At 39.8% G+C, this 24,286-nt stretch carries 23 protein-coding genes and 1 pseudogene; all 24 read right to left on the bottom strand.

Translation table 11 applies throughout. The annotated features are described in order from the left end of the window. Positions 1 to 29 precede the first annotated feature (29 nt). Complete coding sequence (gene wecB / locus CRO74_RS07435; RefSeq protein WP_097125347.1) at positions 30 to 1,175, bottom strand: non-hydrolyzing UDP-N-acetylglucosamine 2-epimerase; 1,146 nt, start codon at positions 1,173 to 1,175, stop codon at positions 30 to 32. Then, the gene (locus CRO74_RS07430) at positions 1,168 to 1,581 is read right to left on the bottom strand and encodes a VanZ family protein (protein ID WP_179830144.1); all 414 of its coding nucleotides are present in this window, start codon (positions 1,579 to 1,581) and stop codon (positions 1,168 to 1,170) included. Before CRO74_RS07430 ends, wecB begins: the two co-directional genes overlap by 8 nt. A gap of 11 nt (positions 1,582 to 1,592) precedes the next feature. Beyond that, entirely contained in the window at positions 1,593 to 2,345 is a 753-nt protein-coding gene (locus CRO74_RS07425) for a polysaccharide deacetylase family protein (RefSeq protein ID WP_097125345.1), read from the bottom strand. Between the two features lie 35 nt (positions 2,346 to 2,380). Further along, complete coding sequence (locus CRO74_RS07420) at positions 2,381 to 3,169, bottom strand: hypothetical protein (RefSeq protein WP_394341890.1); 789 nt, start codon at positions 3,167 to 3,169, stop codon at positions 2,381 to 2,383. Positions 3,170 to 3,190: 21 nt separating this feature from the next. Continuing rightward, positions 3,191 to 3,478: pseudogene (locus CRO74_RS32355) on the bottom strand (DUF354 domain-containing protein); the annotation flags it as partial. A 7-nt stretch (positions 3,479 to 3,485) separates the two neighbouring features. Next, positions 3,486 to 4,313, bottom strand: coding sequence for a lipid II:glycine glycyltransferase FemX (locus tag CRO74_RS07415; protein WP_179830143.1), 828 nt, complete (start codon positions 4,311 to 4,313; stop codon positions 3,486 to 3,488). 227 nt (positions 4,314 to 4,540) lie between these two features. Further along, positions 4,541 to 5,227, bottom strand: coding sequence for a methyltransferase domain-containing protein (locus CRO74_RS07410; RefSeq protein ID WP_097125342.1), 687 nt, complete (start codon positions 5,225 to 5,227; stop codon positions 4,541 to 4,543). Between the two features lie 62 nt (positions 5,228 to 5,289). After that, complete coding sequence (locus CRO74_RS07405; RefSeq protein ID WP_097125341.1) at positions 5,290 to 6,387, bottom strand: hypothetical protein; 1,098 nt, start codon at positions 6,385 to 6,387, stop codon at positions 5,290 to 5,292. A 3-nt stretch (positions 6,388 to 6,390) separates the two neighbouring features. Next, positions 6,391 to 7,545: an N-acetyl sugar amidotransferase gene (locus CRO74_RS07400; RefSeq protein ID WP_097125340.1), complete on the bottom strand. Its 1,155-nt coding sequence runs from the start codon at positions 7,543 to 7,545 to the stop codon at positions 6,391 to 6,393. Beyond that, positions 7,542 to 8,309 (bottom strand): AglZ/HisF2 family acetamidino modification protein, encoded by a 768-nt coding sequence (locus CRO74_RS07395; RefSeq protein WP_097125339.1) that lies wholly within the window; start codon positions 8,307 to 8,309, stop codon positions 7,542 to 7,544. The genes CRO74_RS07400 and CRO74_RS07395 overlap by 4 nt, the downstream gene beginning before the upstream one ends. Before the next feature lie 126 nt (positions 8,310 to 8,435). Continuing rightward, positions 8,436 to 9,092: an imidazole glycerol phosphate synthase subunit HisH gene (gene hisH / locus CRO74_RS07390; protein WP_097125338.1), complete on the bottom strand. Its 657-nt coding sequence runs from the start codon at positions 9,090 to 9,092 to the stop codon at positions 8,436 to 8,438. A gap of 3 nt (positions 9,093 to 9,095) precedes the next feature. Continuing rightward, positions 9,096 to 10,037 (bottom strand): glycosyltransferase, encoded by a 942-nt coding sequence (locus CRO74_RS07385; protein ID WP_097125337.1) that lies wholly within the window; start codon positions 10,035 to 10,037, stop codon positions 9,096 to 9,098. Positions 10,038 to 10,126: 89 nt separating this feature from the next. Continuing rightward, positions 10,127 to 11,821 (bottom strand): hypothetical protein, encoded by a 1,695-nt coding sequence (locus tag CRO74_RS07380; RefSeq protein ID WP_097125336.1) that lies wholly within the window; start codon positions 11,819 to 11,821, stop codon positions 10,127 to 10,129. A gap of 41 nt (positions 11,822 to 11,862) precedes the next feature. Beyond that, positions 11,863 to 13,278 (bottom strand): glycosyltransferase family 39 protein, encoded by a 1,416-nt coding sequence (locus CRO74_RS07375; protein WP_097125335.1) that lies wholly within the window; start codon positions 13,276 to 13,278, stop codon positions 11,863 to 11,865. Beyond that, on the bottom strand, positions 13,271 to 14,392 hold the full coding sequence (locus CRO74_RS07370; RefSeq protein WP_097125334.1) for a glycosyltransferase family 4 protein: 1,122 nt from the start codon (positions 14,390 to 14,392) through the stop codon (positions 13,271 to 13,273). Before CRO74_RS07370 ends, CRO74_RS07375 begins: the two co-directional genes overlap by 8 nt. Beyond that, positions 14,389 to 15,342 (bottom strand): glycosyltransferase family 2 protein, encoded by a 954-nt coding sequence (locus tag CRO74_RS07365; RefSeq protein ID WP_097125333.1) that lies wholly within the window; start codon positions 15,340 to 15,342, stop codon positions 14,389 to 14,391. Before CRO74_RS07365 ends, CRO74_RS07370 begins: the two co-directional genes overlap by 4 nt. 124 nt (positions 15,343 to 15,466) lie before the next feature. After that, entirely contained in the window at positions 15,467 to 16,453 is a 987-nt protein-coding gene (locus CRO74_RS07360) for a glycosyltransferase (RefSeq protein WP_097125332.1), read from the bottom strand. Between the two features lie 64 nt (positions 16,454 to 16,517). Beyond that, entirely contained in the window at positions 16,518 to 17,168 is a 651-nt protein-coding gene (locus CRO74_RS07355; RefSeq protein WP_097125331.1) for a methyltransferase domain-containing protein, read from the bottom strand. Positions 17,169 to 17,173: 5 nt separating this feature from the next. Further along, a complete protein-coding gene (locus tag CRO74_RS07350) occupies positions 17,174 to 18,001 on the bottom strand; it encodes an alpha-1,2-fucosyltransferase (protein ID WP_097125330.1) in 828 nt (275 codons plus the stop codon). 1 nt (position 18,002) lies between these two features. Next, the gene (locus tag CRO74_RS07345) at positions 18,003 to 18,788 is read right to left on the bottom strand and encodes an FkbM family methyltransferase (protein ID WP_097125329.1); all 786 of its coding nucleotides are present in this window, start codon (positions 18,786 to 18,788) and stop codon (positions 18,003 to 18,005) included. 9 nt (positions 18,789 to 18,797) lie between these two features. Then, positions 18,798 to 19,598, bottom strand: a complete 801-nt coding sequence (locus CRO74_RS07340) for a glycosyltransferase family 2 protein (protein WP_097125328.1) — start codon at positions 19,596 to 19,598, stop codon at positions 18,798 to 18,800. Positions 19,599 to 20,146: 548 nt separating this feature from the next. Next, complete coding sequence (locus CRO74_RS07335) at positions 20,147 to 21,211, bottom strand: glycosyltransferase family protein (RefSeq protein WP_097125327.1); 1,065 nt, start codon at positions 21,209 to 21,211, stop codon at positions 20,147 to 20,149. Continuing rightward, entirely contained in the window at positions 21,208 to 22,176 is a 969-nt protein-coding gene (locus CRO74_RS07330) for a glycosyltransferase (RefSeq protein ID WP_097125326.1), read from the bottom strand. The genes CRO74_RS07335 and CRO74_RS07330 overlap by 4 nt, the downstream gene beginning before the upstream one ends. Further along, the gene (locus CRO74_RS07325; protein ID WP_097125325.1) at positions 22,176 to 24,251 is read right to left on the bottom strand and encodes an NAD-dependent epimerase/dehydratase family protein; all 2,076 of its coding nucleotides are present in this window, start codon (positions 24,249 to 24,251) and stop codon (positions 22,176 to 22,178) included. Before CRO74_RS07325 ends, CRO74_RS07330 begins: the two co-directional genes overlap by 1 nt. Between the last annotated feature and the right edge of the window lie 35 nt (positions 24,252 to 24,286).

Raw genomic sequence — 24,286 nt, 5'->3', positions numbered from 1 at the left:
CATCTTTCTGGTTTCTTAAGTTGACCTTACTACAAGGCCGCCAATAGCTTATTAAGCATCTGTTCAGCTGCCGTACCATCACCATATAGAGCTGGGAAATCGACCCGGTCATTATTCAGCAAATGGATATAGGCATTCTGAATACGGGTAGGGTCAGCATCGCACAGAATAGCCGCGCCACCTTCCACAATCTCCACCCATTCTGTTTCGGCCCGCAGAATAATACAGGGCTTCTTGAAAAAGAACGCTTCTTTCTGAACACCGCCCGAATCGGTGATCACCAGCCGGGCCTGCTGCTCCAGTTGGGTCATCTCCAGAAACGAGACCGGCTCAATAAGCTGAATATAGGGATTTGTCCGAACGGCGTCATACAACTCAGGCGTCAGCAGGGCATCCATCTGCTTGCGCGTACGCGGGTGCAGAGGCATTACCAACGGCATCGAATACGTACGGGTAATGGTCTGCATGGCGTCGAAAATGGCATTCAGCCGCTCCGCTTCATCCGTATTGTTATTCCGGTGCAACGTAGCCAGGATATAGTTATCCGGACTTAGTTGCCGCTGGGCCACAATAGCCGTTCGCTCAGCGGCAACGGACGAGAAGTACAGGCTATTGTCGTACATGACATCTCCCACCAGAAACACGCCCGGATTATCGATGGTGTAAGGGGCCTGGTTATCGGTCCGGAACCCCTCATTCAACAAGTTAGTGAGGCTGGTCCGGGTAGGAGGGAACAGGTAAGTGGAGACATGATCGCTGAGAATCCGGTTTACCTCTTCCGGCATCCGCTTGTTAAACGAGCGCAGGCCCGCTTCAATGTGCACAATGGGCGTATGCAGTTTGGCCGCAGCAATGGCCCCGGCCAACGTAGAGTTGGTGTCTCCGTACAGGATCAAGAAATCGGGCTGTTCGGTCTCAATAATGGCCTCAATGCCACTGATCATTTTGGCCGTCTGCTCGCCGTGCTTTCCGGAGCCCACCTGCAGGTTATAGTCAGGCAGGGGAATTTGTAGTTCCTCAAAGAAAACCGCCGACATCTGCCGGTCATAGTGCTGCCCCGTATGCACAATAACCTCACGCACCCGATCGGCATAGGTAGTCCGTATGGCCCGACTAATAGCCGCCGATTTAATAATCTGCGGCCGGGCTCCAATGATCGTAAGAATCTTACGCATGGTTAGTGTAGCTGATCAACCGTTTCAAGCCGTAGGCCAACAGATACCCAAGTACGATACTAAGGCAGTTGGAGACCAGATCATTGATATTGAAGGTACGGTAAGGCAAGAGTAGTTGCAGGTATTCGCAGAAAGCGGCAAACAGAAGGGCCAGCAGAAACGATCCTGTCCACCACTTTTGACTCCTTCCATGAAATTCCCAGCCATAGCTTACCAAAAGAACCCAGGGTACAAACAGGAAAGCATGTGACAGGTAGTCGAGCCGGATTTGCAAAACGTAATTGTCGTTTAGCTTACCAAAGGGCTGGTCTTTTCCGTTTATTGGGAGGGCAACCAGCAGAAGGATCAGAACTGTATAGACCCAGGCGAGTTTTTTAACGGTGTCAGTACGGAGCAGGGAGTTCATAGATTGGGCGTTTACCTGATGAAGAAATAGCGCTTCACAACATTCTTGACGTTTTGACTTACCAGCTCTCTGGCCCATAAATAAGGCGATTCCGTCCAGCGTTGCGGATGGAAGGTGAACATGATCTGATCCGGCAGCGTACCCTGCTTTGCCGCAGCTATGATATCGTCGGTCGTTTTGAAGGCATGCACAAAGGTTGAATCGACTTTATCACGAACGCTGACTTTCTCCCCATCCCACCGGCGACCCGTGTCGGTCAGGTAGGCAACCTGGTTGAAGTCGACGTCGAAGTAGGGCTCCCCCACAATGCCAAAATCCCGGTACGAGTAGGTTTTCCACAGGTCTTTGGAATCGTATCTCGACATCGGGCTCCCGTGCATGCAGATGGTCGAAACGGGTGCCAGTTGGCGCAGGGCGGTCAGGTTCTTCTCAAAATCCTCAATGGCCCGTTCCAGACTTCCCTTACAGGTTGTCAGGCATTCATAATGATAGCCTATTTCGTGGCCCAGGCTGGCAATCTCCTGAATGATCGGCTCATCCCAGCTTTCGGGTACGGCTCTAAAGTAATACACACCGGTAAGGCCCATTTCGTGTTGCAGCTTCGCGAACTGAAGGGAATGTCCGGGCCGTAAGTCAACGTCGTGGCGGAGAATAACCGTTTTACCACTTGCCTCCTGTAGGAACTCTTGAAAGCACTGAAACCTATATCCGGCGTTTAACAAGCTGAACAAGAGCTCCTGGTACTTTTTTAAGGAAAAATCCATGGATGATTCGATAAGCGTGGTGGGGATTGGGTGGTTTATTCACGGTAGGATTTAGTTGAGTGGACCGTTGGCTTTTTCTGCTGATCTACACTAGCAGGAAAACACGAAACGAGCCGCACCAGAAAAGAGGTTAAGTCAACTTTATCGGTAAGCATTCGTTGCCGCCTGCGACCCCATTCCGCTTTTAAATCGGGCAGTTTGAGCAGTTGCCTGATCTCGGCCAACATGCGGTCAAAGTCGGTGGGCAGAAACGAATAGCACAGGCCGTAACGATTTTCGATCTCGTTGGGAATTGACAGACGACCGGCAAAGGAGTTCAGCTTGATGGCTGGTGTACCGAGTAAGGCAGCCTCTGAAATCATGGTCTGACTGTCGCCAATAAACATTGTGGCGTAATACATGAGCGAATGGATCTTCTCCGGAGAGACAGGCATCTGAAACGGTTTCAGTTCTGGCTCTATGTCCCGTTCAGTCGTGATAAACAATCTGCCATATGGTTTCAGCAAATTGACTAACAGCAACTTTTGTTCCAGAGAGAGGCCAAGCGCTCCACCATCATGGTGGGCTTTAAAAGCGTTGAATCGCAGGATGAAAAAGGGCTCTCCCGGTGCAACACCCACCTCCGCCAAAATACCCGGATCGGGCACAAACCGATCGGGGTGTAAGTACGCCAACTCATGAAAGCTCGCATGGCAAACCCGGTTCGGGCCACGGTCTTCGGCTGATAGTGAACTGGGTGTTACAATCACGTCTGCAATAGAAATAAATTTTCCAGCGATGGGCGTAACAACCAGATCATCATCATCTAGCGAGAAAGATTTCATTCTAGTAAGTTTTGACACTACTGGCAAAACCATTGAAACGCCAATCCCAATATCAATTTTTTCTCGGGTAACTATCCACATTAATTTAAGTATATGTAGCAACTCATACACGTATTTTAGTACTAATGCATCTTTCTTTGCACCAACCAGTATAAAAGATATACCATATACGTTCAGTAAGTCTGTGATCGACTTTACGTTTTTTGCCGTTACAATAACCTGGTATCCTTTCTGCTTAAACTCTTCAATAGAATACTTAAATAAATGAACATGAGCAGGATGATTTATGTCTACTAATATTTTTTTCATTAAACTATTATTTGCCAGTAAAAACCTTTGATAGGTTAAGATTAAATTTTAATTTTCTCCATAACAAAAGCGAAAATTTCGCTAATACAAAGAGTTTAGGATACGAGTGCCGTTCATACCGGCCGTAGCATACCAGTTCTCCACCAAACTGTTTCTTGTACTCACGAACACCATAGGGAACATCTGGCTTACCGGCTCCACCAAAGTCGAAGTACCTAAAGCCATTTTTTCGCGCCCAGCAAAATACCGCCCAGGGCAACAGGTCATTGGGATACTTTTTATAGAAGTGGCTGTAGGCACCGGCATAATAATCAAATAGCCAGTCGCCATGAGCCAGACACAGCATACAGCCAATAATCTTGCCCTCCCAGATTACCGTAAACAGCCGCAATCCTGAGCGTTCATCTGACTGATGGAGTAGTGACTCAAAATGGCTAAAGTCCGGTAGCGGAAGCTTAGCCCGCTGATACACTTCCTGTAGAATTGAATAACAGGCCTGCAAGGCTTCTATTGAATGAGGCTGTTCAACGAAGCATCCTTCTTTTTCGGCCCGCCTGATCTGATTACGCCGTTTGGTATGTACGCCTTTCCAAAGGTCTGCCTCCGAACGGGTCAGGTCAACCAGAATAGTCAAATGATCTTCGTACTCAAACCCGTATTTGTTGAATAACGCTTTATATTTATCGGTATCGACCAGATTTCGGACTTGTGTATAGATGGAAGACGGGGCATTTTTCGTATAAAATCGCAGCAGGCCTTCCATAACATCCATCGATTTCCCAAGAACAATAGGACCACCCCAGATGATATTTCGACTCGATAGGAATGATACCATGGGGACAGTGACCTGAACCTGCCGAAAAAACAATAAAACACCCACAAGCTCTTTGTCTGCTTTGGCTAGGATATAATAGGGGGTCAGCTTCTTTGAGTTTTGGCAAACCCCGAAAAACTGAGGAGATTGAAAATAATGGAAGTCAGAATATAAGATTGTTTTTTCTAAGATTTCCTGCTCCACCTCAAATGTTAATCTATCAAATATCGAATACGTAAACACATTATTCATTTATTAAAAACATCTGAATTATTTTTAACAACAGAAATAAGTAACCAAGGGCTTTGTGTAAGCCAATTTTCCAAAAAAAATATTTTTTCTAAAATAGCGAATACAGAAATCAAAAAGCTATTCGACATTGTCAAAGGTAATGGAATCCAATTAAAGCCTTTTATTTTTTTTATTTCTAACTTGTTTCTTTGTAAACTACACTTAATTTCTTCAATCCCAAGTTCACCGTAATCCTCTCTGTTCTTATTTAATTTTCGAGCCAAAAACCTCCAGCTACTAGGGTTAACTGCTAAGAAAACGAATGAGCCATTTTCATCAAGTAATGAGTTAATCTTTTCAAAAAATGAATCATAGTCACTAAAATAATTTAAGGCTTCTATACAAAGTAAAAAAGAGAACTTATTATCAATATGCACTGTCATAAAATCACCTTTAATTACCTTAATAGATGCATTTCTGCTCATAAGTAATTCAAGAGCTTCACTATTTATATCTATCACAGTTATATTATTGCAATGGGTCGATAGAGGTATTGCAAATCTTCCAGATCCACCAGCAACATCCAACATATTAACAACATTCTTGAACTGACTTAAAATAAACTGATACTCTTTTTTGAACTTGTAACGACCATATCGATTATTGTAAGTTGCTTTATTCGTAATATCCCAAGTGTATTTCATAGCAATTTCTTAGGTAAAAGGTGAGGTTTACTAGGATGCGTACTCATAGCTAAACAACTTCGCTAGAGAAACCGGTCCTGATAGGCAGGATTTCCCTTCATTTTGTCGAGGCTAATGGGGTATTGCTCTAAAAACCAGACCAAAAAGGCCGTTACATCCAGTTTATCAGCCAGCATTCGCTCCCTTCTGGTTTTAAAGGTCGCTTTCCGATCAGGCGTTTGGAGCAAATCAGTGAGACAGTCTAAAAGCTGCCGCTTATGGCCGGTATGAATGCCGAAGGTTAACGAATAGACATGCTCCAGCTCTTCCAGGACAGAAATCCGGCCCACCAGATCGCTGTATCGAATAGAGGGAACTCCCAGCATAGCCGCTTCAACGCTCATACTCTGGCTGTCCGAAAGCAATAGCGTAGCCTGAGCCAGCACATGATGCAGATCACTCGGGTCGATCTTCAATAAAAAATGCGTAAAGCGTGGGTCGATCGTTGCTTCAGCGGTTATTTTCACACCAACCCCAGCTGCCTCAATCAACTCAATGACCTCCTGTAATAAATCAACATCTATACCATGAATACCGAAATCATGATGTGCCGTCAGCCGGGCCAGACGGATTAATACATACTGCTTCGGTAAGTCGTACTTTTGACTAATTCCGGGGTCCGGAGTAAAGACTGCCGGGTGCAAATAGCCAAGCTTCATGTACCCCTTATACCCTATTTTTTTTGCGGTCCAGGGACCAACCTGACAAACGTCCGGGCACAGTATGGTTTGGGTAACGGGATAGGTCAGATTCGCCAGATTTCGGATCACGTCATAATCATCCTCAACAATGGTAATTCGGTTGATGCCGAACAGCTTACCGAGTTGAGCAATGGTGGCATCGGTACCAATGAGCAAATCCGGTTTCTTACGAAAAATAATCGGGATGAGTATTCGAATCCGATTGAGAAAGCTCAAAACAACCGAGAGCTTCGAAATTCCGCGCTGTTTTGTTAAAATGTTGGTGTAGGGGAACCCGTCTGCTTTGACCAGCTCTTCTAAGACATCCTTTGTCTTGATCAGGATAATAATCTGATTATCCGCTGACAGTGAGAGCCGACGAATGGTTTCCCGCAGAAACAGGTACTGGGCCGGGTGGCCGAAATAAAAAAGGTACTTCACTCTTTATTGCTGTTTGGCTTCCAGTAGGTCGTTGGCCGAAACCGACATGGGCGTAAAAGCGTATAGTCGCTTCAGGATCGGGCGAAACCGACTGACTAAGCCGAATATGAGCGCGTAATTGGATGGATAATCAAAGGTGTGCTTTGCCGGAGCTAACCAGATTTGGTTAAACTCCTCCTCTGTTAAATCTAACTTTTTAACCACGTACTGGCGGGTTTGCTCCAGTTCGGTGGCCGATGCAAAGGGCTGTGCCAACTGCGCCAATGCCTCCTCCCGCGTAATGGCCTGGCTCAGCACCTGCGCCGACAGGTTTATCTTTCGTTTGTCGATACCAAATTTTCGGGGAAGCCAGTAAGCCATCGCGAATTTGGTAAACAGGTTTTCGTGGTGATGGCCTCCGTAATCTTTCCAGTCATATTCGTCCATCATCAGCCGTTTGGCCTGCTGCTTGTTGTAATCAAGGTAATAAAAAGGGCGGATGTCTTTGATACCCTTCACCAGACCCGAATAGATTTGTAGGGGCAACGTCAGCAATGGATACGTGTTTAGCGCGATACCGGAGCCAAACCGATTATGGATAAAGAGCAACTGTTTCGAATCGGAATAGGTCCACTCCTTGGGCTGCTTCCCCTCCGACCGAAAATCGTTGCCACGCAGGATGTACCGGATACCTTCGGCCCGCGCGATTTTGTACATGGTCGCTTTAATGGCCAGATCCGTTGGCGTATCGATCCAGGGCATACCTGCTTTCATGTACGCCCGCAATAGGTCTTTTATCTCTTCGTAGTCGATAACGTAGGTTTCCAGATCGATGCCCAGCCGGGTCGTTACTTTATAAATGTTCTGAACGGCAATTTCACTGTTAAAGCCATTGTCGAGGTTGACCGCCAGTGGCCGTAAACCATATTGTTTGGCCATGTGCAGCAGGTAGGAACTATCAACACCGCCACTAACGCCTATAATACAGTCGTACTGGTTGGCACGACCGGCTTTTTTCATGGCAGCGACCAATGCATTCCAGTCGACCTGCCCTTTTTCACCCCTCGGATGATCGGCCATGAGCTTCTCCTGCAACCGGCAGAAGTTTGAGACCCCTTCCTCATCGAACGAAATACCCGGAATGGTATCGTCCCAGACGCCTTTTATACACACGCTCATACCGGACTAAATAGGTTTAGTAACTCGTCATTTTTAGGGTAATTCACCAGTACGGCCTTACGGGCACCATGGTAAACAAACAGGGAGCCAGCCGCTACCGCCGATGCCCGACCTGTTTTTATGGCTGCGGTAAAGTCGGTCAACTGCCCAGCTCCGCCAGCGGCCACTACGGGTATGGTAACCGCGGCTGCCATAGCCTGAATCAACGGCAAATCGTAGCCCTGCATCATCCCGTCATGGTCGATCGCGGTTACCATCAACTCTCCGGCACCGTTGGCTTCCATTTGCTGAGCCCAGCCAATGGGGTCGAGCCCGGTCGATCGACTACCGGCTTCGGTGTACACCTGCTGTTTGCCTAAAAACTTCTTTTTGATATCGATGGACACCACCACGGTCGAGCTGCCAAACTCATCAGCGGCTTCCCGAATAAAACCGGGCTCCCGGACGGCAAATGAGTTGATGACCACTTTCTCGGCCCCGGCGTTAATGATTTCTTTGATCTGTTGGATCGTCTGAATGCCCCCACCCACGGCAAACGGCATATTGGCTTCGTCGCCCACCGCCCGCACAAAGCCCAGGTCAATGCAGCGCTTTTCTCGGGTAGCCAGAATATCCAGAAAAACCAGTTCATCGGCTTTCAGGTCGTTGAAGATCCTGACCGCATTGATCGGGTCGCCGATGTAGCGGTAATTGTCAAATTTTACGGATTTAACCAGCCCTTTGTTCTTCAGCAGAAGAACCGGAATGACGCGCGGTCTGAACATGGAATCGCACCGGCGGACCGGCTGGTTTTTATGATTGTGCAATTATTTTATGGCATTAACCTCACCCCAACCCCTCTCCTGAAAAGCAGGAGAGGGGCTAAAAGTGACCATAGTAAGCCCCTCTCCTTATTTCAAGGGGAGGGGTTGGGGTGGGGTGAATCTTATAAAATTCTCGATGAGTTTCTGCCCCCAGTCATGGCTTTTTTCGGGGTGAAACTGCGCCCCAACGATATTACTCTTTTCTATGACCGAAGCAAAGGGATAGTCGTAGGTCGTCATAGCCAGTACATCCCGGGGTTCCCGGCACACGACATGGTAGGAATGGACAAAGTAGAACATGGCCGTATCCGGGACGCCCGCCAGGAATGGCGAGGCTCTGGTTGGCTCAGCCGTATTCCAGCCCATATGCGGTACTTTATACGTCAACGTATCACGTACCTGAAACCGAACAACGTCCGCATCGAACCAGCCAAGGCCTTCGGTATCTCCTTCTTCACTGGATCGGGCCATCAACTGCATTCCCAGACAGATACCCAAAACGGGCGTTTTGTCGATCAGCACTTTGTGATTGAGCACCTCCCAAATACCTGACTCCTTTAACCGTTTGACCCCATTGGCAAAATGACCCACACCCGGCAAAACCAGTTTTGTTGCGTGTGCAATTTTTCGGCAATCCGATGAGATGCTTGCGTTAGGACATAACCGATCGAAGGTCTTTTGTACCGACCGCAGATTCCCCATTCCGTAGTCGATAATGACGATATTGTCTTCTTCTGTCTGCATCAATCAGCGTCCCATTAGCGTATAAACATCCAGAATTCGTCGGGCAATCAGTCGATTGTCGAAGTGTACTATGTGCTCTCTGGTAGCTACACGACGTTTATCCGTCAATACCTGACGTAGTTTACCCGCTACATCATGTGGGTCATAGGTGGTTAGGTAGCAACTACTCAGAGTGCTTATCACCGCCCGAACATTTCCCACATCCGTCGACACAACCGGACAGTTACAGGCCAGCGCTTCTTTCACAAACTGCGGAGATCCTTCCGAGAAGGAGGTCAGCAGGGCCACATCCACCGCCGAAAAAAGCAGGGCTACTTCGGCCCTGGTGTAGTTTTTCAATTCGAGTAGTTCAACGGTATCATCCTCCAATAGATCGACGGCGGCACGGGCCAGCTGGTAATTCTTAACGGCAACATCAAACGCCGACGAAAACAGAACATACCGTTTCTGCAACGAAAGGCCCAATGCCTGGCGGCTCTGTATTTTTAAACGGGGAACGAACAAATCAAAGTCGACGCCACAGGGAATAATAGCCCGTTTAGCCTTACCGGCGTAGATCGCCTTGTTCGCAAGCGCCTGACTGATGTAGACCGTTTTACGGCTAAAAAAGTCAACAAACAGGGAAACGAAACGGAGCATGGGGACATTAATGTCCGACCCATGAAAGGTGGTCACAACCGGCACCTGGCGCTGCAAGTTGGCCAGCAAACCCGACATAGCCACGTGGGCATGAACAACCTGATACGATTGACTGGCTATCAGTTGCTTCAGGGCCGTCAAACAGGCCAGATAGCCCCGCCACCCTTTTCCCTTAATGAAGAAATAATCAATCTGAAGACCGTGATCCAGTTGCTTTACGGCTTCGACCTGATCATGGATAAACGCCTGGTGCTTCCGAACATCGAAGTTGGGCGCATTACCACTACAAACAATCAGGATACGCACAAATAGATTCCTTCTGGAAAAGGCAATTATCTAAACTACTATGATGGGTATATATCTTTCAGTCATATATTTCCTGAAAAATCCCGCGATTAGCGCTTCGCGAATTGATAAGCTACATTACTTATCTTTTTATGTGGCTGGCTGTACTGATTTACATACCATCGTTCCCAGTCAAAAAAAGCAATATGAGTAAAAACGTCAGCCTTATTCTCTCGAATCTTTGTAACATATTTGGCATAGCTATCCTTTGGGTACGTTGCCTGGTCGACAATAATTACTTTCCCTGGTTTACGCCATTTATACGTGTAATCTAAACCCCATACGTACAATTTATTTTCTGGATTGGTCAGGGTGAAGCCATTTAAGTACAATAAATTTTTAACTGGATATACTCCACCCTGACTTGTCGTCATGTGTAGCGTATCTTCATTGGTAGAATTTATCAATTCACTGATGCTATTATATTCTACCTGTGATTCTTGTTTTAGCTTATACCACATCAAAGGAGAAAACAAAATCCCAGAAGAAAGTAGCATTTCATCAGATGTTGAAAGTTTCGTACCGCAACCTATCACAAACGTTATACTATCAGCAACGTTCAACGGCACGTTAATTGTACCTAATGAAAAAATCGTTGGTTCAGGCTTCACCGACACATAAGGTTCATTTACATAAGGATGTGACGGTAACGAGACACGAATACCCAGCACATATTGAAGCAAAAAGAACGGAAGTACTATTCCAATAAATGTCAACCTTTTACTAAAGTTAGCGGTAATAAACCATTTAAATGTGTAAGTAACTGGAATAGCAAAAAACGGAATATAATACAAAAGATGTTTGCCAGCTACAACATGCTTTGCGATAAAAAGTAAAAACAGAAAAACAGGTACTAAAAAAATAAAAAAAACGCGAATATCTTTATTAATTTTAAGTAGCCACAAACCCCACGCTATAAGTACTAATGAAAGAATAGAAAAGCATCCTGCAAAGGCACGAATGAATTGCGACGTAAAAAAGCTACTAGCTGTTTTTTGGTTATCAACGAACGACAAAGAACCACCACCGTTCATTGCTTCAAGTAACACATTTGTGGCATTACTCAAATAACACAGTATAAAAATTGCTACTAGAAAGGTAAAAAAAGTAATCGCGGCCCGAATAAACTTCACCCAAATCGACTTATGCGGAACTAATATTATAATTACTGGAAATAGAATAATTACATCGAACCGTGTCCAAGCTGATAAAGCTAGAAGTATACCGGATACTATGAACCGGATAGGTCTATTTCCACTGAGTATCAACACGAAAGCAGCCATCATAAAAAAAGCGGCCCCTGTGGCCGAATTCATGTAATACCAAGCACTATAAACCTCTTGGAATATAAATAAACTTACCGTAGAGACGAAAAAAGATACTCGAATGCATCTTGACAGGAAATAGGCTGAAAGCAATACGAATCCAATACCGAATAAAGCAGATATGGCGGAATAAGCCGTAACGAGCGAAATCTGTACTACTTTATGTATAGTAATTACCCAGAAATAGATACCGGGTTGCGTCTGAAAATTATATGTATAGTAGTTCTCCTCAAATCGACCAGTTTCAAGAATTTTCTTACAACCTGCAATAACACCGAGTGCATCCGTTTCGTACAGTGCAAAGGGAAATACACCTATACTGAAATAGCCAAAGAGTAGAACCATACACAGGCCTTCCAGGTAATGCGGAATTTTTACACTGCCCATGCGAAAAAAATTGACCTTCTGATTTAATACCATAATTGACTATTCGAGGTTAGACCTTACAACAAGTACTTTTTTTACGACCGCCCAGCGACTTTAAACCAGTTCCATCCAACGATAATAAGAGTTACCAGCGCCAGGTAAGGAATGTAGTATTTCTTGTTACGATTGTTCAACTGCGATACACCGTAAGCAGCAAAAACAAGCAAAAAAGGAACGAGGGGTAAGTGAAATCGCTCTGACAAAGCGAACCCACTGGAAGCCAGAACGAAAATGTAGGATAACATAAACGCCAACAAAAGTACATGCTCTCTTAATTGCCTTCTTTTGTAAAGTGCGAACAAACCGATAAACACAAAGAATGCATAAATATTTCTTGTAAAATAGGCCCCCGCCAGCATCATGGCGTTGGACTGATCAGCGACATAAACCAGCGTTGGGAATGGAGCCATTAGCATAAAGGGCAGGAAAATCCCGCGTGAACCATAGCGGGCCAGCTTATTTGCACCATCCCGTGTGGCAAAGTTATCCATCTGCGAGTTGAGGTTCTGATCACTTGCTTTCAGGTACTCATTGATACTATTAACTAATGGCGTTGAGGCAATCAAAATAATACCAATTACCAATACTACGATCACACCTATACGTTTACCAAAGGACGAAACTTTGTGGGAGGTAAAAAAAACGGCCAGCCCAACCGAACCAACCAGACATGCCGCCAGAACTGTCCGAAAAAAGAACAATGAAGCACCAATAAGCAACACCCAGAACATAGACGAAAATGAAATCTTACGTCCCCGGTTTAGTTTGTCGGCCAAATATATAAAGCAGACAACCAGAAAAACCATTTCAGTTTCTTTAACATGCAGTCCGGTATAGTAGATTAGATTAGGAACGAGCATGGCCATGATACCTGCAATACGCCCTACTGATTCACTAAAATTATTGCGAGCAATTTTGTAAATAAATATACATGTATAAGCTCCTAAAAAAGCTTTAATCAAACGCGGAATCAATACATTTTCACCAATAACGTAATATAGTATCCCTAAATAAAACGGATATCCCATATCAGAATAGTTCTTTCCAATATAAGCTTTATAAACATACCATTCATTAGCTTTTAACAAGCCTGACAGCCAAATAGCTTCGACATGATAACCCGTTGAGTCAGCTGCTTCAAATTCAAAAGGTTTACCTGTCATCCAACTGTAATAAAAGTAGCTAAATATCACCCACACTAAGCGGATAAAAAAAGAGGTCTTGAACAAATTTTTCTCAAAAGAAGTAGTTGATGTTTTTGACCAGCGCATGGATAACTTAGATGACAGGCCGAAAAAGAGCAGCACTTCTACCACATTGAAGAAAACCCATTGTACCGGAACGATTCGCTGGATGAATAGCAGTAGCATCAGGATAGTGACGCCTAAAAAAACAGCTATTCCTTTTTGCGTGAAATACCTGGGAATGTAGGTGAATTGCGAATCAGACATAAAGTTTTAGTAGCTTTCGATATTGTTCTTGCAGTACCTGAACATGCTGCTGGATGGAAAAGGTAGAGCGTGCCCAGACTGCGTTATGAGCCGCTTGCTCTTTATATACAGTTTGCTCCTGCACAAAGTGGAGGAATTCAACGACCAGGCTCTCAATATCTTTGGTCTTGTAAAGAATTGCTCGCTTTCCGTTCTCTGTAATTTCCTGCATGACGGCCCAGTCATTGACAAAAACCGGTAAGCCAACAGCCATAGCTTCAACAACAGCAATACCAAATGTATCGTGGTCGCTGGCATATACAAAAGCATCCAGTTGGGGTAGTATGGCTGGAACATCGGTTCGCGAACCAAGGAAATGAACCCGTTCCTGGAGATTATGGGTACGGCAAAACGAGACACATTGGTCGTAGTACGACGGTGCCGACTTACTACGGGCACCAACAAAAATTAAGTGAACGTCAAGCTGCCTTTTTTGTAGTTCAGCAAGTAGCCGACAAATGGTTAACTGATCTCTTCCACGCACAAAGTTCCCCACACTACCCAACAGCAACCCCTTTAGCGGAATACCTAACTCCTGCCGAATTACCATGTTATCAGGTTTGTCCAACTTGCTAAAGTCGATCCCATTGTAGGCTATCTGCTGTTTTTCCTGACGCGTAACCAACGAATAAGCCTGAACGTAATAGTTCTTCAAATGCTTACTAACGTACAGATTAAGGTCTGTTCGAGTTATAATAAATCGTACTAATGAGAGAGCGAATAAACTATACCCAAAATCATACCCATGAATGGTTAACACGATTTTTATGCCCGTTCCCAGACAAGCCCAATAAGCAAGAAATGCATCAAGGGGTAAGTGGGCATGGACAAGCTGGATGTCTTCAATCTGGTAAAGCCGTCGAAGACGAACCAGATAACCAACGTCAAACAAATGCCTGATCGGTTGATGTTTAACAGGTACGCCTGTTTGCTCAAAAGCAGTAAACAAAGTTCCTGGTTTACGATGTACAAGAATACAAGGGAACGCTTTCGTCTTAATCTGTCTTAGCGTATCTAGTAGCAGTGTTTCAGTGCCCCCCTGATCAAGTGCACCAAGCATATAAGCCACCTTCATACTTGTATACGTTGTCGAATTATCCGTTTTAATCGCGAACCAACTTGCATTCCCCAAGTGTAAAATCGAACAAATGGAACCGGAGCCGAGTAAAAAAGCCGAAAAAACAGGGATTGACGAGTAAAATCTATTATACTTAAAATAGCCTTGACTTCAAGCGCATAGTGCCCTGTTGAATAGTAGGGCATCAGCGCACGTACCCGTAACCCGTCCAACAGTTTTTTTAAGTCAATTGACTTTCGTTCGAATGGACGCAGATAACTTAGATTGAAAATGAAATGGTCCGGAGGTGGATATAATTTATGACCTCCAATGGCCCTATTAGATGTATCAACGTCCTGATTATAATAAGCAAGCGGTTCATTTATATAAGCTACTTTGTAGTTAAGAGAAAAACGAATCCATAAATCAAAATCTTCACCAAAACGTAAATTTGGATTAAAACCTCCTAGTTTAGAAAAAAACTGCTTTTTAATGATAACTGAAATCGACGTCAGTGGCATCCACCACTTATAGGTATATGCTTTAAAATAATCAATATACCCTCTAAAGCCTGATTCTTCATAATTAACTGATAAAGTCGTAACATTATTTTTAATCCAAAAGTACTGGCAACCGAAAATAGCAGCTTCGGGAAAATCCTCAATCAGCATGAACATTTTTTCAAGAAAATGCGTATCCCACCAATCATCAGCATCTAAAAATGATATATAATTATATTTAGCAGTAGCTACTCCATTATTTCTTGATATCGAAACACCAGCATTTTTTTGCTGAATATAGCGTATCCTTTTATCTGCAAATTGTTGAACTATCGCAAAACTGTTATCAGTTGAGCCATCGTTAACAATAATTAATTCGAATTCCGAAAAAGTCTGGCAAAGAACAGAAGTAACACATTTGTGTATATAATCTGCCTTATTATATAATGGAATAATTATCGAAACCACGCCTTCTAAATGTGAGTTTACTTGTCTAAAACCTTGAAACGATGGTCATTTAGGTGTAATATATTTATCTTTAAATACACAACTTAAATTTTTACACATAGGATATAATTCATTAAACTATTATTTAATTGAGACGTGTATGACTGAATACTCTAAATAAATATTTGAAAATACAAAATAAATAAAAGAAAATAAAATTTTTTGCCATTCTTATCTTAAAATTCTCGTTCCTACTTTGACTGTATAGTTTTATGTATTTACTAGCCTTTTTGTAGTTAAATTTTTTATAAGACAGTGTTAATAGAATGTTCAATATATACTGATCATACATTCTATCGTCGTATACTAAATCAGTAGGAAAGTTATCGCAAATTAATTTATACATTATCCTGTCCTTCTCAATTTTCTTTTCTACTTTATCGAAAGAAGCATAATTTGAAATAGCAGGATGTCCAACCCTGTAAGTAGTTGTTGAAACATCTAAATACATAATTTTTGTATACTTAGATATATACATCCAAGTAGGCCAATCTTGAATATTATATTCATTTTCTATATACAAAGAAAGTGGGACATACTTATCAATAACCTCTTTACGAACGAGGGTAGTAGATACACATATGGGTACCTGTCCTCGAAATATTTCATTTATAATAAATCCCTGTTTTACTTCTATACCACTAGTTTTATTGAAATTTTTAATAATTTTTCTATTCGGTTCTATTAATATATCTTTTTCTGTGTGAACCATACCAATACACAAATCACTCTCCAAAACATCAACCTGCATCTGTAGTTTATTAGGGTTATGCCAGTAATCATCATCATCACAAGAGGCAATATACTTGCCTTTTGATTTGCTAACCAATATCGCCCAGTTTTTGCCTAGTCCACAATTATTATTGTGGAAGACTAATTTTATAATATCAGGATATGATTTTTGATAATTAAGGCAAATATTTCTAGTATTATCAGTACTTCCATCATCGCCAATAATTATTTCGTATTTGCCATTAAATTTTTGACGTAATATTGACTCTATAGTCTGCGCTATTGTTTCTTGTCTGTTAAAACTAGTAACTAATACTGAAACCGATATAGTACTGAACATATTAAGATTTTTTTCTAGCGAAAGCTAAGTACCCATAACATAATAATTCGTGACTGTTTTTTTACTAATTTTCTTTTAAAATAAATGTCAATACTATTATGTATATTTTTAAGAAAAAATTAATGTCCTTATTTAAATATTGCTTAGTAACTGATGATATTCTTAATAATTCTTGCGCTAAAACTTCAAAATAGTTTCCGTATGGCGTAATTTCAATTATTTCAAAACTATTTTTAAATAAGTTTTGAAAAAAATATTTATTAAATCCGCTACAAAAATGATACGGCGCGAAGTGAGTTAAGCTATTGAAGGGTGCTGTTATTAATATGTAACCCCCGGGTTTTAATAATCTGTCTAATTCATTGAATGCTTTAATAGGATCAGGAATATGTTCGAATACTTCTGTACACATTATTGCATCGAAGTGTTCATCCTTAAAGGGAATACTTACTAAATCTGATACTATATCTATTGCATCAGTATCAAATGCCACAGTTTGCAAACCAATTGAGTTACCTATACCATTATATTGACAAAAATCTTGACTTATATAACTTAGATGCTGACAATATCTTTTATAGATTTGTTCGCCTGCACCAGCATCGAGTATTAAAGAAAGAGCAGGTATACTTGACAGACATTTGATAACCATCTCCTCCCGCAAAGAAGAATTATTTTGGCCAAAGCCATTAAGAAGTCTATTTACTAATCTCATGTTATTTAAATTTTTATCCAATTTGACGGAACAATATCTTCGGCAATGTGAAATTTAAACCATTTATTTGGTGCAATAACAGTTTTTCCTTTGTTTTGATTTAGCCAAGCACCCCACCAACTAAACGTACTATTTGATATTATACTATGCTTACATCTAGTCATCAAATACATGTCTTGCCAGCTATCTCTGCCTTTGTTCCAATCAACATAAACGAAGCCATCATGGTGAAAATTAGCTTTTACCCATGATATATCGTCCGAAAATATGATAAAAATTAACGAAGTATTTAAAAGTTGCTTGATTTTGTTAATTGCTTTATCATAATATCCGTCTTCACATAAGTCGATAAATATGCCTTTGTAGCTTTCATCATAGTAATCACCTCGTCTAATGTGCAAACTTACTGTATTGTGTTTGTCTATATAATGTAAAATGCTTCGTGTTTTTAAATTTAATTTCTCATCATTAAACTTAAAAACATTTCTAATCTGATTCGGTATATTATTAAAATACTTTTCTGATTGCCAGTATCCAGTATGATAAAAAATAAATTTAGAAGTAGGATTACATGAAACAAATTGGCCCCAATCATTATCTTCTACACGTTCAATGTATCTAGAGAAAATCTTTTTTATGATTTTTATAGAAAAACTTTTTACAGAGTTATTAGGTAAGCTGAAAGCCTTATCTAATTCAAACCCATTGTGCTTTCCATACTTTACAACTAGATAGTATGTAAGTAAATTGCCTTTTTTATAGTTCAAATAATACGCATATTGGAACATTTGATTTCCCAAACCACCCACAATTGATATAAAATGAATTTTCATCTTATTTTAAACCAAGTATATTATGATATAAGTTTTTTGCACGGTCAATGATAATAAATTTAAGTAGCTGAAAATTAAATACACTAAAATAATCTTTGTTGATATAGAACTGATCACCCGAAACTTTGCCGACAGTATCTAGCAACTTGAAAAAATTATTCTTATACATAAACTCTTCTACTTCGCCGACAAGTGGTTGATCTATATAGAGTGGAATCTTCTCAGCTTCCAACCAAACAGCCTTGACCCTTTTGATAAAATGACCTGCACCTAACAAAACCTCAATCTCCGCACCTTGAACATCCATATGAATAAAGTCAATATCAATGATATTTCTTTCACTACAAAAATTTCTTAACGTATCAGTCTCTACTACAATATCATGTGAAAATTTTAACCAACCATGAGGATTCAAGTCTACATTTGGCTTCAGAATAGAGCTAGATTTATTGCCATAGTCCCAAGTGGTATTCTTATTATCTTCTGGGTTACCAGAAGATACATGAAATTGAGCGCTACCCTTCGAAGAATACAAGGCTAGTTGAATTAGCTCTATATTATTTCGGCAGTATGATTCTATGTTTTTCAAACCTGTTTCATAGTTACTCGTTAAAGGTTCAAAAGAATAGATTTTCGATTTAGGAAATAGAAGTGAATAGCGAATAGAGTCTTCCGCTTCACAGGCCCCTATGTCAAAAATTATATTGGGACCACTTTCCTTATAAAGCTCATGTAAAATCTTTTTAATTGGCAGTTCATCCGTTATGTAGGAGTTTATATTCATCATCCTTAAATTTTAAGTCTTATTTAACTTGAAAAGCAATCTCTCTAAATACCAGATAATTATCCTTGAAAATTTAAAGCTTTTAAGGCGTTGCATCTGCTCGATATCAAAACTATATTTATCATAATCAGAAAGGATATTCATGGGTATGATTTCATTTAATACTCTTCGACGTTCTTCGTGTAGCAAATCAATATGTATATTACTTAAACCCATCATATCAAAAAGACTTACATTAATATTTTTATAAACTATTGTTTCATTATATAATCCTATCACATACAAATACCATTTCCAATCAGAAACAATTCTTAATGATTCATCATAATACCCGTATTGCTTAAACAAGTTTCTACGGATATAGGCAGGAGAATGGTTTAATGTACCTTTATAAAAAGTCAAAAATGTTGGTTGTTCATTTCTAATACCTTTATCAGTTATTATTTTTCCAGTTGGCAATACTTTTAACATATTTCCTATCAATATGCTTGTTTCTGGCATCTCGTAAAGCATCTTTTCAGTTACATCTGCTTGGACAAGACAGTCTCCAGAGTTTAAAAATTGACAGTATTCTCCGTTTGAAGCTTTTATTCCTTTGTTCATAGCGGCATAAATACCTGCGTCTGGCTCGCTTATCCAATAGGTAATTTTATCTTCAAATTGCTTTATTATTTCTACACTGCCATCCCTTGAGCCACCATCTATTATAATGTATTCAAAATCTTGGAAGGTCTGACTAAGCACACTCCTTATTGTTTTTTGTAGCCCTAATGCATTATTTAGGTTAATTGTTATGATGGAGAGTTTAGGCATATTTAAGACATGTAGAATTTATTAACTAACTCTACCATTGAATCTACTTACAGAAAACTCAGTTCATAGTAAAGCGAAATGATACATAGCAATCGCAAAACTAATCTGTAAAAAAGAAGATGGCTTTCATAATGCTTGCTACAATAATATTTTACATTGGTGTAAACTTTAGTAGTGAAAACAGGTAGTACATACTTGCATTTTTATTTGTCAGTAATATAAGTTCATTCGTACAACAAACGATAAACCAAGTCAAATATGTGGAAATTATCAGTTGCATAATCAGGAATTGTAAGTAGTTTAGAAAACTTTACATGGAAAAAGATTCTACTTGTTGGCAATAATAATCCTGAAATGATCTACATTTCTATTAAATGATCTTAATTTTTGAATTATACATAAAAAACTATGGTGGTTTCTGATGGATCAAAGTTTGGACAGGATGTAAAAGACAATGATTAAAGCCATAAATATGTATGATGAACTACAGAACCCATTTTTACCATTATATCACGTAAAAGCACAGTATTTCATTGCAGAGTAGGAGGTCATAATACTTTATTTTCTTGTAGTTTGTTAAAGTGACTAATTTGCAAGTCTGTAATTGACTCAAAGGCCGTAAAAACATGGATTCCACTCATCCCCAAAAAACTATATGCAGCTTCATTATTAATAACGACAGGAATTCCAGCTGTATTAAATTCTATTACGCGTGTCAATATCCCAGTCGTTGGTATGTGATTTACAAGCAAAGCATCGCAGTGGATCATTGTATTTTCCATCTCTTCATGACTCAATGTTCCAAGTACTTCGATATTGTCATTTTTAATGACATTTTTAAACATTTCTGTTCCATATCCTGCAACTGTAAATTTACAATTATGTTGTGGATTATTTATGAGCCAGTTTATTAGCATTTCCATACCCAATTTTGTAGGATGGTTATGCACAGTACCCGCTATTAAATAATGTTTAATTTTACTGTTCTTCTCTGGAAGGTTTTTACGTAGTTTTTTAATAGAGTTCAAATAAAGTTTCAGTTCTTTTGGCGGGTGATAAGGGAAAAACTCTGAGTTTATATTAAACAATAAAAAGAGTTGATGATCGAATATAGAAATACTAAATAATTTATCACATATTTTGTAAGTATTAATTTCGAAAAGATAACCATTTGGAGCGTTCTTAGCTGTAATAGTTGACTTATGTCCTTTTACCAGACTTTCAATGTTATGAGGATATGCATGTACTTTTTTGCCCATTTTTTTTGCAAAGTAGGGTAAAAAATAAAAAAAATCACTTGTGCTTTCCCAAATAAATAGCTCTGTGCCTGTACTAAAAGACTTTTCAAGAGAGGGGTAAATCAGATATAAATATTTCCACCATGTAAAGAAATTCCTCGCAGAACTCCACCTAAATAAGCCATAGGCGTTTTTGATAAGCAAGAATGACTTTAAAAAATACTGTAACTTAAAATGGTATGACGGCTTTAGTAATACACTTTCAATTTCAAATCCATTTTCTTTATAATGTTCAATAATTTGAGTTGTTCGTCTTTCTCCTCCATGTCCAAATGGGTTTGGCTTAAAAAAGCTATGATGTTGTACCTTTTTCATGATAAGAACACTTTTGCAATAATACGGATTATTCGCCTATCACTTCTAGTGTAATTTAAAAAGTCTAAGCTTCTGTTGAAACTGGAATAACTTGATGATACATCCAATAAAGACAGCCACGAAATGCGAAACTTATTGTTATAATCACCAATTATTTGTTGCATTGTAAACTTGCAATTGTACAGAACACATGCTCTAAACCATAAATTCTGCTTTAATAATTCATGTTTATCTTCACTAATTTTTATCAATTCTGCAGCTACATATGCAAACGAATCAATCTTTTTGACACTAGCCAAAGAGTTCATTATCGTATTTTGTCGTTGATAATAATTGTAGTGAATTAAGTGAGAGCCTTTGACATGTTTAGCTTGCAATAATAATTGAGGAGCCCATAGTTCATCTTCAAATAATAGACCCTCTTTAAATAATAAACTATTTTTTAACAAAAAACTCCTTCTTACAATATAATTATAAGCCATTGGCTCATAAACGCCACTATCCATCAGTTTCGTAAGCGCATCTTCTCCGTTGATAGTTTCAGGAACAATTTCAGCACTTAACTTCTTACTTTTTTTTATAAAATCAAGATAAATCCACTGAGTATTACCAATCAGAACATCTAAATCATTACATTTTGCTTGTCTGTATAATTCAGACAATACATTTCCTTCCAACCAATCATCGCTATCAAGAAATACAATGTACTCACCTTGTGCAGCAAATATGCCTGTATTCCGGGCGGCACTTAATCCGCCATTTATACGATCAATACATTTAACATTCTTATATTTTATTATGTACTCCGATATTATTTGCCGTGAAGAGTCAGGTGAGCCGTCATTTATGCAAATAACCTCAATTGTTTCATCAGCTTGATTTAAAACAGACTCAAGACATTTCAAAATGTAGTTTTCTACATTGTAGACAGGTATTATAATTGACAAATGAAATTGCTGGTGCATTATTTAATAAGAAAACTCTGATCAGCTAACCAATTCTTTGTTCTTTCCATGCCTTTGGAAATGCTATAATGGGGAGTGTAATCCAATTGTTGTTTAGTTTTAGTAATATCAATAAAGCCTTGAAAATTGTAAATTGCCATTTCTGACTCACTTTTTTCAGGTAAGCGTTCCTGAATATTCTTTAAGATTATTTTGAACACTTTACGAGGTGCGCGCAGTAGCCATTTTGAATAAAAAGGATTTGATTGTTCTGTAGCTAATACTTTACTCCATAAATCTGAAATGATATTTGTCAATGCCTTTTGGCAATATTTTAGCAATTTTCGATAATATCCGTCTTTTAGCGGGATAGAAAGAAAAGCATCACTATCTATATTCAACATTTCGGCATATTGTCTGTAAAAACTTTTCCAATTTGTTTTTTCATCATCCGTAATTAAAAATGATTCGCCAATTGCTTTTGGATGTTGTCCGCAGATAAGTGCCAAATCAACTACATTTTCAACATATACCGCATTACAACTCCCACTTCCATTGTCTACCCAATAAAAGCGATTATTTTTCATTTGTTTAATAATTTCCACTGTAAACCATTCTGACATGGGCCCCCAAACAAAAGTTGGGCGGATTACTGATGCCTCAAGTTTACCTTCTTTAGTCAATTTCCAATAGCGGTTCTCTGCTTCAATTTTCGAATCGGCATAACCATCACCGTAGCTTACAAATGGAGCTTCAGCAGTCATTCCATCGGATATCTTATCGCCATGTACCACCACGCTGCTCAAATAAACAATACGTTTCACATTGTATTTTACACATGCTCTCACTATGTTTTCTGTTCCATCGGCATTAATCTTCATAGCTTGATCCCCACCTAAACCAATACAATGAAACACGTAATCGCAGCCTTCAACAGCTTTATCTACATTTTCGTAATTTGTAATATCTGCTTTTACCAATTCTATATCAAAACGACTAATGTAAGCAGCCTTTGGCCAATTATGAACCATAACACGAACATCTGCGCCTTCGTGTATGTATAAACGTTCAGCCAATAAACTTCCGATAAATCCCGTTCCACCAGTTACTAATACTTTCTTTGCTTTATAATTACCAATAGGTTCAGGTACAACCTGTTTGGCTTGTTTCAAACTGTAACATTTCTCAATGACTTCAACAACACGTAAACCCTCTTCAATTGTACAACTTATTTTGCTTTTATTTTGTGTGGCATCAATAAAATCCTTTATTTGACACTCTCCTATATTTGTCCAGTCAAGCAATCTATTTGTGTCAGCGATAATATTAACGCCATTTATAAGTAATTTATTCATTTCATAGATTTCCAACTCTATAATATTACCATTTCCTGAGACTATTATTTTATTAGACAGTTCGCAAGTTCGACTAATTCTCAAATCTGCACTGCCACTTTGAAACTGAAGATTTATTTTGGCATTGCTTTCCAATCCACCCATTTTATCATCTTCGTAGTTAATGTTGATCGGTTCACCCAAACACCAAAGAATAAAGTCTAAGGAGTGTACTCCCGCATCGAATAATACACCTCCAGGAACCAACTCTTTGCGAAAGCAATATCCTGAAACAGTAGGCCATCCCGCAGGAAAGCCTTCCTGAATGTCAATGTTTATTTGATTACCAAAAAAACCACTTTTGATTAATTCACGAACTTTAAGTCGGTTTGAAAATAAACGGTATGTGTGACAAACACCTAGTATTAAACCATTATTATTTTTCGATAATACAGCTTTTGACTCTTTGGAGTCTGGTGATAATGGTTTTTCGCAAAGTACAGGTAGATTTGCCTTAATACAATCTGCGAGAATAGCATTGTGTAAGTGAGGTGGAGTAGCTATAATGACTGCATCCACCTTATCCAGTACTTCTTTGTAATCAACGACGAAGTTCTGTAGTCCGAACTTCGTTGCTATTTTTTGTGACTGTATATTATCAGGTTCAGCTATTAATACGTTTTCTGCCCCGATAATATTAATTGCAGCCGGAATGTGAGTTGATTCTGACACGGCTCCTCCGCCTATTATAAATAATTTCATTTGTTAACTTGAATTTTTTAAAAGAAGATAATAGA

The organism is Spirosoma fluviale (assembly GCF_900230225.1).
GTDB lineage: Bacteria > Bacteroidota > Bacteroidia > Cytophagales > Spirosomataceae > Spirosoma > Spirosoma fluviale.
This window is presented reverse-complemented; position numbering and strand designations above follow the sequence as displayed.